General features: G+C 28.8%; 9 protein-coding genes and 1 pseudogene. 1 reads left to right on the plus strand and 9 read right to left on the minus strand.

All coding sequences use genetic code 11. The features are described from left to right. The 3 genes and pseudogenes from J7G74_RS05555 to deoC all read right to left on the minus strand — a co-directional run. Positions 1–537: pseudogene (locus J7G74_RS05555) on the minus strand (DUF975 family protein); the annotation flags it as partial. A gap of 249 nt (positions 538–786) precedes the next feature. After that, the gene (nifJ, locus tag J7G74_RS05560; RefSeq protein WP_297132900.1) at positions 787–4317 is read right to left on the minus strand and encodes a pyruvate:ferredoxin (flavodoxin) oxidoreductase; all 3531 of its coding nucleotides are present in this window, start codon (positions 4315–4317) and stop codon (positions 787–789) included. A gap of 380 nt (positions 4318–4697) precedes the next feature. Next, complete coding sequence (deoC, locus tag J7G74_RS05565) at positions 4698–5372, minus strand: deoxyribose-phosphate aldolase (protein ID WP_297132902.1); 675 nt, start codon at positions 5370–5372, stop codon at positions 4698–4700. Positions 5373–5827: 455 nt separating this feature from the next. Here deoC and J7G74_RS05570 point away from each other — a divergent pair, with 455 nt between their 5' ends. After that, positions 5828–6235 (plus strand): winged helix-turn-helix transcriptional regulator, encoded by a 408-nt coding sequence (locus J7G74_RS05570; RefSeq protein ID WP_297132904.1) that lies wholly within the window; start codon positions 5828–5830, stop codon positions 6233–6235. Between the two features lie 188 nt (positions 6236–6423). On the opposite strand, the gene pduL is transcribed toward J7G74_RS05570, so the two are convergent. The 6 genes from pduL to J7G74_RS05600 form a co-directional block, all read right to left on the minus strand. After that, on the minus strand, positions 6424–6987 hold the full coding sequence (pduL, locus tag J7G74_RS05575; RefSeq protein WP_297132907.1) for a phosphate propanoyltransferase: 564 nt from the start codon (positions 6985–6987) through the stop codon (positions 6424–6426). Positions 6988–7089: 102 nt separating this feature from the next. Continuing rightward, positions 7090–8349, minus strand: a complete 1260-nt coding sequence (gene aroA / locus J7G74_RS05580; protein ID WP_297132910.1) for a 3-phosphoshikimate 1-carboxyvinyltransferase — start codon at positions 8347–8349, stop codon at positions 7090–7092. Continuing rightward, complete coding sequence (aroB, locus tag J7G74_RS05585; protein ID WP_297132913.1) at positions 8342–9430, minus strand: 3-dehydroquinate synthase; 1089 nt, start codon at positions 9428–9430, stop codon at positions 8342–8344. The genes aroA and aroB overlap by 8 nt, the downstream gene beginning before the upstream one ends. Then, a complete protein-coding gene (aroC, locus tag J7G74_RS05590) occupies positions 9418–10584 on the minus strand; it encodes a chorismate synthase (protein ID WP_297132915.1) in 1167 nt (388 codons plus the stop codon). Before aroC ends, aroB begins: the two co-directional genes overlap by 13 nt. A gap of 163 nt (positions 10585–10747) precedes the next feature. Next, positions 10748–11344, minus strand: coding sequence for a flavodoxin family protein (locus tag J7G74_RS05595; RefSeq protein ID WP_297132918.1), 597 nt, complete (start codon positions 11342–11344; stop codon positions 10748–10750). 9 nt (positions 11345–11353) lie between these two features. Next, positions 11354–11879, minus strand: a 526-nt coding sequence (locus J7G74_RS05600) for a PP2C family protein-serine/threonine phosphatase (protein ID WP_297132920.1), incomplete at its 5' end; no start/stop codon positions are given.

Here is an 11879-nt window from a genome sequence, read left to right on the forward strand (position 1 = left end):
ATATGGTATCATTCTATATTCATAAGATTTTATTATTCCCGGTATAAGCAGTAGTAAAGACCATAAAAATATAAAAAATTCTTGCATAAACATTGTGATTATACTATTTTTTAGTTTTCCACTTTTGTAAATGAAAATCAAGCTATCTAAACTACCGTCTCTTTCTCTCATATTCATAAAAAAATTATTTGCCCCAATTTGTAATGGATATGCCACAAGCAACTTAATTAAAATACCAACAATAAATACTACGGCAGCCACTATCATAAATATTGGTGTAAAAGTATTGAAGAAAGTTTCTATATTTTCTTCAACAAATGTTTCATTACCTGAATATTCATCATAAATTTGGTCTCCATCATAATCATTATTGACTTGATTATTTATAAAAGAACTTGTAGAGGAACTCGCACTACTTCCTCCACCTCCCATTCCCACTGGTAGAAATAGTAATATTATACATACTAACACAGATTTCCAATAGGATTTCTTAAAATTAATTTTTCCTCTTTCTTTTAATTCACTTCTATTCCACATATTTTCCCTCACTCAACTAATATTTTATAAAATTATAAATCATAATTTATAATAATTATATTATATTCTAAATTATGTAAAATATAGTTACAAAAATGTGAAATATTTCAATATCAATATTTTTTGTTTTCATAAATTCAGTAGAATATTTATTAAAAGTAAAATTTACAAATTTTTATAATAAAAAATGGTGGACTATAATAGTCCACCATTTATATATTAAAATCTTTAGTTTTATAATTTATATTATTAAACTAATCTTTTATAGCTTTCTAATCTATCTTTAGCAGATTCTTCAGCAGCTGTGAATAACTCTTCAGCTTCATCTGGATACTGCTTAGCTATAGCTGAGTATCTTACTTGTTTCATTAAGAACTCTCTGAAGCTTTCAGTTGGTTCTTTTGAATCAAGTGAGAATGGATTTTTACCTTCTAATTTAAGAGCTGGATTATGTCTGTATAAATGCCAGTATCCACATTTAACAGCTTGCTCTTCATTAGCTATACTTCTACCCATACCTTCTTTTAATCCATGAGATATACATGGAGCATATGCTATGATTAGAGATGGTCCATCATAAGCTTCTGCTTCAACTACAGCTTTAACAAATTGGTTATAGTCAGCACCTATAGCTACTTGAGCAACATATACATTACCATAACTCATAGCCATCATTCCAAGGTCTTTCTTTCTAGATCTCTTACCAGATGCAGCAAATTTAGCCATAGCAGCAATTGGAGTAGATTTAGATGATTGACCTCCTGTATTTGAGTAAATTTCTGTATCAAATACAAGAACATTTATATTTTCTCCTGATGCAAGAACATGATCTAATCCACCATATCCGATGTCATAAGCCCATCCATCTCCACCAAGAATCCATTGAGATCTCTTAACTAAGTAATCTTCTCTTTCTTTTATTGATTCTATTAATGATTTAACTTCCTCATTATCTGTTTCAACTTTGTTTATTAATTCGACAACAGCTTTACTTGCAGCAACAGAAGCTTCACCATTATCTTTATTATCTAACCAGTTTTGTAATACTTCTCTTCCTTCTTCACAGCAAGCATTAGCAACTAGTTGTTCTATATCTAAAGTTAATTTTTCTCTTATTTGCTGAACACCTAAATGCATACCTAATCCATATTCTGCATTATCCTCGAATAATGAGTTAGCCCAAGATGGACCTTTACCCTCGTGGTTTGTAGTATATGGTGTTGATGGAGCTGATCCACCCCAAATTGAAGAACATCCAGTAGCATTTGCTATCATCATTCTTGGTCCAAATAATTGAGTTACAAGTTTAATATATGGAGTTTCTCCACATCCTGCACAAGCACCTGAGAATTCCATTAATGGTTGTCTAAATTGAGAACCTTTAACAGTATTAACATTCATTACATCACCTTTTGGTGAAACTTTATTTGGATCTACTGCATAAGCCCAGTTTTCAATTTCAACATCTTGAGTGTCAAGAGGCTTCATTACTAAAGCTTTACCTTTAGCTGGACATACATCTGCACAGTTTCCACATCCTGTACAATCCATTGGAGATACTTGTATTCTATATTGTAATCCTTCTAATCCTTTACCAGTAGCTTTTTTAGCTTCAAATGCTTCTGGAGCATTTGCTAATTCTTCTTCATTTACAAGAACAGGTCTTATACATGCATGTGGGCATATAAATGCACATCTATTACATTGTATACATTTTTCTATATCCCATTCTGGAACATTTACTGCTATTCCACGTTTTTCGTAAGCTGCAGTACCTGATGGGAATGTTCCATCTTCATATCCTAAGAATGCACTTACTGGTAAATCATTACCTTTTTGAGCACTCATTGGTCTTAATATATTTTTTATGAAATCAGGTTCTTCAACTTTAGGATCATTGTGTGAATCAGTAGCATTTGCCCAAGAAGCTGGAACTTCTACTTTTACTAATGAATTTATACCAGCATCAACAGCTTGGTGGTTCATGTTTACTATTTTTTCACCTTTTTTACCGTAAGCTTTTACGATAGAATCTTTTAAGTATTTAACAGCATCTTCAACTGGTATTATATCAGCTAGTTTGAAGAACGCAGCTTGACATATCATGTTTATTCTATTTCCAAGTCCTATTTCTTGACCTATTTTAACAGCATTTAATGTATAGAATTGTATGTCATTTTTAGCTATATATTGTTTCATGTCTGCTGGAAGATTAGCTTCTAATCCTTCTGCATCCCATATTGTATTAAGTACGAATGTACCACCTTTTCTTAATCCTTTTAATAAATCATATTTAAATACATATGATTGATTATGACAAGCAATATAATCAGATTCATCTAAAAGATATGTTGATCTTATTGGTTGATCACCAAATCTTAAGTGAGACATTGTTATACCACCAGATTTTTTAGAATCATAGTCAAAGTATGCTTGTGCATATTTATCTGTGTGATCTCCTATAATTTTTATCGCTTGTTTGTTAGCCCCAACAGTACCATCTGATCCAAGTCCCCAGAATTTACATCTTACAGTTCCTGGAGCCTTTATTTTAACTTCTTCTGTTACTGTTAATGATGTATTCGTTACATCATCTACTATACCTATAGTAAATCCATTTTTAGGTTTTTCTGATTTTAAGTTTTGGAATACTGCATTTAAATCAGTTGGAGTAGTATCTTTTGATCCTAATCCATATCTTCCACCTACTATTAATGGAGACATTTCGGATTGAGCAAATACATTACATACATCTAGATATAATGGCTCTCCTACAGCACCTGGTTCTTTAGTTCTATCTAATACACAAACTCTTTCAACAGTTTTAGGCACACAGTCTAAGAAATGTTTTGCAGAGAATGGTCTAAATAAATGAACTTTTATTAAACCAACTTTTTCACCTTTGTCATTTAAGTAATCTATAGTTTCTTCTAAAGCTTCTGTAACAGATCCCATAGCAACTATTAAATGTGTAGCATCTTCTGCTCCATAGTAATCAAATAAGCTATGTTTTCTTCCTGTTATTTCGCTCATTCTTGCCATATTTTTCTCAACTATTCCTACTATATCATTGTAGTATTTATTAGAAACTTCTCTTGTTTGGAAGTATATATCAGGGTTTTGAGCTGTACCTCTTGTTACCGGGTTATTTGGAGATAATGACTTATCTCTAAATGCTTGTATTGCTTCTTTATCTAATAATTTAGCATAGTCTTCATTTTCCATTAATTCAACTTTTTGGATTTCATGAGATGTTCTGAATCCATCGAAGAAATGTAAGAATGGTAATGACCCTTCTATTGCAGACATATGTGCAACAGGTGCTATATCAGCAACTTCTTGAACTGATCCTGAAGCAAGCATAACAACACCAGTTTGTCTAGCTGCCATAACGTCTTGATGATCACCGAATATAGATAATGCTTGTGAAGCTAATGCACGTGCAGTAACGTGGAATACTCCTGGTAATAATTCACCAGCACATTTATACATATTTGGTATCATTAATAATAAACCTTGTGAAGCTGTAAAAGTAGAAGTTAAAGCTCCTGCTTGTAATGAACCGTGGAATGCTCCAGCAGCTCCCGCTTCAGATTGCATTTCAACAACTTTTACTTTTTGTCCAAATACATTTTTTCTTCCTTGAGATGCCCATTCGTCAACTAGTTCTGCCATAGTTGATGATGGAGTTATTGGATATATAGCAGCCACTTCTGTGAAAGCATAAGCAACATGAGCAGCAGCTGTATTTCCATCAACTGTTTTCATAAATTTAGCCATTTTATGTTTCCTCCTTAATTTTACCCTAAATACTATACATTTTATATTATAGTATGTTTATAAAACTATCAATCTTGTCAATTCATAAGTACTAGCTCGTTTTATAAAACACTTTTTCCCATTTATTTAACAATATTCTACATATTAAGTTAAAGTCCTTTATAAAATTAACGCTTATTTTTAATTAAATAAAAAAGTTTTTTATTTTGTTAAGTTTTTATTTAACATTAAGTATTACTTTATTTTTAATACCCACTTTATAGTAAGTTAATCAAATTAACAATTAATGGTTAAAATTTCCTTACAACATAATAATATAGACTACCTTACAATTTTTATTTAAATAGGATAGTTTTTATTCCTAAAATTACATTTATATTTTAGTATCCTACTATATCTGTTTCTTTTCCAGTAGCTATTGCTATAGATGCACTGGCTCCTATTCTTGATGCTCCAGCATCTATAACTTTAATAGCATCTTCAGTAGTTCTAACACCGCCAGATGCTTTAACCCCAATATTTGGTCCTACTACATCTCTCATTAGTTTTATGTCTTCTGGAGTCGATCCGCCTGTACCAAATCCAGTCGATGTCTTAACATAGTCTGCTCCAGCTTTTACTGAAAGTTCACATGCTATTGTTTTTTCTTCATCAGTTAAATAACAAGTTTCTATTATTACTTTCACTAAAGCTTCTTTATTTGCAGCGTCTACAACTGCTTTTATATCATTATAAACTAAATCATAATTTTTATCTTTTAAAGCTCCTATATTTATAACCATATCAACTTCATGAGCACCTTTTGCTATAGCATCTTTTGTCTCAAAAGCTTTTACTTCACTAGTATTTGCACCTAAAGGGAATCCTATTACTGTACAAACTTTTACATTACTTCCTTCTAGTTCTTTTTTAGCAAGTTCAATATGTGTAGGATTTATACAAACTGAAAAGAACCCATATTCTTTAGCTTCATTACAAACTTTTATTACATCCTCTTTGCTTGAAAAAGCTTTTAATACTGTGTGGTCAATCATATTAGCAATCTTTTTTGTCATAGTTAAACTCCTTTTATATTATGTAATATTTCCTCTCTCTTTCATAAATATGTGTAATTATATTTATGATGAAAGTGATATATTTTTAATAAATATACTTTCACTATTATGTTAACACATATAAATATTTTTTTAAAGAAGAGTTTCCTTTATTTTCTTAATAATGTTTATCTAGATATAGTTTTTTACTTTAAAAAAATAAATATTCAAAAAATAAATAAACTACTAATATAATTTTAAAAATTTTATATTATTATTTGCATCTTTGTTTACATTTATATAGTAGTACTCTTATAGTTTTATATCAATAAGGCACTATTTTTATACGTAGTATCAAAAAGTATACTATACACAACATACAATAAATTTCTAACTTCTTGCTTTTTACTTTAACTAAGTGTTATAATCACACTTGCGGTGATATTAGTTTTAATAATTATTTAGGGGTGCGATTAATGGGTATTAATGAGATTAACTTTCATGATGCATGTCATAATAAAAAAGATTGTAAGCAATATGAAACTTGTCCTATGAAATTAGTTCATAAATTAATTTCAGGGAAATGGAAAATTCTAATACTATGGTATCTCTGTGGAGGATCATTAAGATTTAGTGATTTAAAAAGAAAATTACCTAATGTAACTCAAAAAATGTTGACCAATCAACTTAGAAGCCTTGAAGAAGATGGATTAATTTATAGAAATGTTTATCCTGTTTTTCCACCTAAAGTGGAATATGGATTAACAGACTTAGGAAATAATATTATTCCTATGCTAAAAGAAATGTATAAGTTTGGTATAATGTATTCTAAAAACTATAATCTTATTGAAAATAAAGAAAAATTTATTGAAGTTGACATGTAATTGGCTAAGAGATAAAGTTTACTCTTAGCTTTTTTATTTTTATAATATTTCATACATAAAAAAATCGCTTCGCTCACTGCTCAAAATTAATATATTGAAAATTATATTTATATAAAAAACAATAACATGTAGTTTGATTCCAATAAAAAAGTATGCATTTAACATGCATACTTTTTTATATTAAACAATTATTTAACTAGAGTTACTAATTCTCCATTTTTAACTCCAGCAGCATTTCCTTCTTCTAAGTCAACGTGCATTTCTAATTTGAAAGCAGCATTAGCTCTAACTAATACGTTATTGAATAAAAGACCTCTTTCACCTTCAGTTTGAACTGAAACTATATCTTTATCTTTAACACCGAATTTTTCAGCGTCTTCTAAGCTCATGTGGATATGTCTAGAAGCAACTATAACTCCTCTTTCTAATTCCACTTCACCTTTTGGTCCTACTAATTTACATCCTGGAGTTCCTTCAACATCTCCTGATTGTCTAACTGGAACTACTAATCCTAAACCTCTAGCATCAGCTAAAGATACTTCTACTTGAGATTCTGGTCTAACTGGTCCAAGAACTCTCATTTTAGTACTTCCCTTTGGTCCTACTACTTCTACCATTTCTTCACAAGCATATTGTCCTGGTTGAGATAAATCTTTTTTGTGAGTTAACTCGTATCCTTGTCCGAATAAAACGTCAACATCAGCTTGACTTAAGTGTATATGTTTATTTGATAATGCTATTGGTAATTTCATAAATATAACCTCCAAAAATTTAATACATATTTATTAATCAGTCACTATTATTTCTGCAATTCAATTATACATAAATTTTTATGCAAAATCAAACTCTATTAATTATTTTGATAATTCTTTTAATAAATTAAAGTATCCTGGGAAAGAAATATCAATAGATTTGTCGCTATCTAATAAAATATTTTTTTCACAAATTAAATTTGCAATAGAAAATGCCATTGCAATTCTATGATCATCATAAGTTAAAATTTTTCCCCCTTGTAATTTGCTTTTTCCTTTTATTATCATTCCATCTTCTAATTCAATTACAGTAGCTCCTATATTATTTAAATTATCTACGACGGATTTTATTCTATTACTTTCTTTAACTTTTAACTCTGCTGCATCTTTTATAATAGTATCACCTTCTGCTTGAGTCGCTAAAACTGCAATTATAGGAATTTCATCTATTAATCTTGGAATAATATCTTTGTCTATTGTAGTACCTATCAAGTTAGGACTATATTTTACAAGTAAGTTACCTACTTTTTCTCCACAAATCTCATATTCTTCTACTATTTCAATGTCTCCATTCATTTTTCTAATCACATCTATAATTCCCACTCTTGTATCATTTAAACCAACATTTCTTATTAGCACTTCTGATCCCTTAGTAATTAATGCTCCAACAATTATAAATGCTGCAGAAGAAATATCTCCTGGTACATATATATCTCTATTATAAAGTTCTTCTATAGGATTTATTTTTATATCTAAATCATTTACTTCTATATCAGCTCCAAAAGATTTAAGCATGATTTCTGTATGATTTCTACTTTTATTTTTTTCATGAATTATGCTTGTATCATTTCCATATAAGCTAGCTAATATTAATGATGACTTAACTTGTGCTGATGATATAGGCATATAATAATCTATACTCGTTAGGTTGCCACCTTTTATAGTTATAGGTGTATAATTAGCATCTTCTTTTCCATTTATAATAGCTCCCATACTTCTTAAAGGTGCTGTTACTCTTTTCATAGGTCTTCTACCTATAGATTGATCTCCTATTATGGTAGTTTCAAAATTTTGTCCTGCTAATATTCCCATCATTAACCTTATAGTAGTTCCAGAGTTACCAACATCTAAAATACTATCTGGAACACTTAATCCTCTTAATCCTTTTCCTTTTACAAAAACTTCTTTATCTCTTATATCTATATCTACACCCATTTTTCTAAAGCAATTAACAGTACTTAAACAATCCTGTCCCATTAAAAAATTACTTATTTTATTATTTCCTTTAGAAATAGATGATAACATTATTGCTCTATGAGATATGGATTTGTCTCCTATTAATTCAAAGGTTCCTCTAAGCATTTTTGCACTCCTTTATTACATCTATTATTAAATCTTCTTCTATATTATCAACTACTTCTACGTTTCCTTTTCCTACTGGAAGGACTAAATTAATTTTATTAAAACTATTCTTCTTATCATTTTTCATTATATTAAATATTTCTTTTTCATCTTCATAATTAAAGTTAAGTGGAAGCTGGAATTTTTCGCATAACTCTAAAAACTTGTTATAGTATTCTGGTTCAATTAAATTTTTTCTTAAAGATAATTTAAATGCCATATTTATGCCTATAGTCACAGCTTCTCCATGGCTAATATTGCATAATTTTTCTATACCATGTGCGAAAGTATGACCTAGATTTAATATTCTTCTAAGTCCCCCTTCTTTTTCGTCTTCATTAACTATATCAGCCTTAATTTGTGCACATCTTCTTACCATATTAATCATTGTAGAAGTTTTTATATCTAGTATATCTTCATAATTATCAATTAAGTAGTTTAATAAATCATAGTCTTTTATAAGTGCATATTTAATTACTTCTCCCATACCACTTAAATACTCTTTTTCTGGCAAAGTTTTTAAAGACTCCACATTTATAAAAGTCATCTTTGGTTGATGAAAAGCACCTATTATATTTTTACTATTTCCTAAATTAATACCTGTTTTTCCCCCTATTGATGAGTCAACTTGAGCAAGTAAAGATGTAGGTATTTGAACATAGTCTATACCTCTCATGTATGTAGCAGCAACAAATCCAGCCAAATCACCTACTACTCCACCACCAAGAGCTATTATTAATGATTTTCTGCTTAAATTTACTTTTTTACAATAAGTAATGATTCTTTCATAATCTTCTAATGACTTTGAATCTTCTCCTGGATTTATAATATATTCATAAATATAGCTTCCATGTAAGTGAGTCATCATATTATATAATTGATAATTATATGTATTATAATCACATATAACAAAGTAAGCATCATATTTTTTATTTAATTCTTCTATAGAATTTAAATTACAAACTTCATATAAACATTTTTGAAAACTTCTATAACCTTCATCTATATATATTTTACAAGTATTATTTATTATTCTTTCCAACCTCTATCACCTAACCTTTTTATGTATGAATCATAATTATTTTTTAAGTCTATAAAACTATCCCCACCTATTTTTTCTAAGAAAAATTTACAAATAACAAAAGCAACAACATTTTCACAAACTACACTACATGCAGGAACAGCACAGGAATCCGAACGCTCCACACTAGCTTTATATTTTTCAAGTGTATTTATATTTATAGTATCTAATGGCTTGTATAGCGTTGGTATAGGTTTCATAGCACATCGTATTATCAACTCTTCTCCAGTAGTCATTCCACCTTCTATACCTCCTAAATTGTTACTTTTTCTTTTTATGCCATTTTCATCATAAACTATTTCATCCATTATATTTGAACCACTAGAGCTAGCAACATCAAATCCAAGTCCTATTTCAACACCCTTAATTGCTTGAATAGACATTAAATGCATAGCTATATTCCCGTCTATTTTTTTATCAAAATGAGTATATGAGCCAAGGCCTGGTATTAAATTTTTAACCCTTATTTCAACAATACCACCTAATGTATCTCCTTCTTTTTTACATTCATCTATTTTTTTTATTATATCTTTTTCTATATTATGATTTACACATCTGATTTCACTGTTATCTACATTATTTTTTATAAAATCAAAATCATATAAGTTAGTATCTTTTACATCACCTATTTGAATTACATGTGATACAAAATCTATATCAAAGTTTTTAAGTACTTGTTTACAAATAGCTCCTACAGCTACTCTAGAAGCTGTTTCTCTTGCAGAAGATCTTTCTAATACATTTCTTGCATCAGTAAAATCATATTTTAAACATCCTGTTAAATCAGCATGGCCTGGTCTTACATTTTCAACAGCCTTTTCTTGTGAATATATATCTTCCATTGGCGCCATATATTTTGACCAGTTTTCATAATCTTTATTTTTAATTTCAAAAGATATAGGACTTCCAAGAGTCTTCTTACCTCTAACTCCTCCAATAATATTTATCTTATCCTTTTCAATTTTCATCCTTCCGCCACGTCCATATCCACCTTGACGTTTTTTTAGTTCTTCATTTATATCTTCTATATTAAGTTCTATATTAGATGGTATCCCATCAATTATTGTTATTAAACTTTGTCCATGAGATTCACCGCTAGTTAAATACCTTAACATCTGTATTCTCCTTTTAAATCAAATTTTTTCTTTTCTTAGTTTACCAAAATGAAGTAAAAAAAGACATAAAAAATCTAATTACTATCTAATTTTATAAGTCATATTATCAATATAATATATTTTATAACTACCTATTATCATAAAAAAAGAGCTAAAAAGCTCTTTATATAGATTTTATTTCTTTTATATAATTTTCTATAGCATTATCAAGATCATTTCTGAATTTTTCATTTTCTTCGTATGAAACTTCATCACTATTACTCATATAAATATTATAATTTAGTTTAGTATTTATGCACTTAAAAAATATATCCATTACTAGCTGTCCACCTAAAAATTGTATTTCATGAGGTGGCTCTCCACCTACAGCTATATACATTCCCCTGCGATCTTTTTTAGTATCTATAGAAGGTTTTTTTAGTATATATTTACTTGAATAAATAGCTTGAGTTCTGTCTACTAATGTTTTTACTTTTGTTGATACGCTTCTAAAATATGTTGGGCTTACTACAATAGTCCCTTTTGAATTATCAAAATCTTTATAAATAGGAGTCATATCATCTTTTATTCTGCAATAGCCTTTTTTATCACAAAAACCACAAGCATTACAATAATCTATATCCATATCATAAAGATTAAGTAGCTCATACTCTATACTATTTAATTCAAATTGTTCTATAATATTTTTTATTATTTTATTACAGTTTTTATTTCTTCTTGGACTACCGTTAATTATTATAATTTGATCTTTTTTTTCCATGAACTCCTCCTATTTGTTTTTTAACATAAGTATTAATATATCATCTTCAAAATTATCACTTCCTGAAAACTCTTCAGTTTCCTTTTTCAAGTTTTCAACAATTTTTTGTCTAGTATATTTATAATTATTTTTCACAAAATTTTTAAGTCGTTCTAATCCGTACTCTTCTTTTGCAGTGTTTTTTATTTCAAGAGTACCATCTGTAAACATAAATACCATCGGATAATCTTTAATACTAAATGTATTACTATGGTATTCTATATCTGGTAAAACCCCTATTGGTATACCCTTTTTACAGTTTAAGGATTCTACAACTTCACCACCTTTATCTATTATAATAGGGCTATAATGTCCAGCATTAGAAACAGATAGTATATTTTCATTAGTGTCTACTACATTAATTAACGCCGTAGCAAATACACCCATTTTATCAAATTCATCATATAATATTTTATTTAAATGAGTTGCAATTTCACCAGGTGTTTTAAATTGATAACATAATGTTTTAAAAGTCCCTTTTATCATTGCTACCATA

This window comes from Terrisporobacter sp. (assembly GCF_017888745.1).
Lineage (GTDB): Bacteria > Bacillota > Clostridia > Peptostreptococcales > Peptostreptococcaceae > Terrisporobacter.